This is a genomic window from Pseudomonas sp. SIMBA_068 (genome assembly GCF_046534705.1).
GTDB classification, from domain to species: Bacteria; Pseudomonadota; Gammaproteobacteria; order Pseudomonadales; family Pseudomonadaceae; genus Aquipseudomonas; species Aquipseudomonas putida.
The window spans coordinates 1-237 of record NZ_JAWRYI010001624.1; the positions used below are offsets into that span (position 1 = coordinate 1).

The window sequence follows — 237 nt, forward strand, 5'->3', positions numbered from 1 at the left end:
GCCACGGCAACCTCGACAGCGTTGATATCCACGTCGAGCTCAAGCCTGAGCACCAGCAACTGGGGGACGAGCAGCAGCGGGCCCTCTGCGGCGATCTCAGCCGCCACATAAAGACCCATATTGGCATCAGCTCACGTATCGTTTTGCAGCCGGCATTCAGCATCAAGCGCTCCGAAGGCAAGGCCTGCCGGGTAATCGATAAACGCAACCGCTAATCCATCCTTCCTGGAAGCCCCG

1 pseudogene is annotated in these 237 nt (G+C 59.5%); it reads left to right on the forward strand.

Going from position 1 to position 237, the window contains the following annotated elements:
* Positions 1-215: pseudogene (locus SB756_RS35220) on the forward strand (phenylacetate--CoA ligase); the annotation flags it as partial.
* Positions 216-237 lie beyond the last annotated feature (22 nt).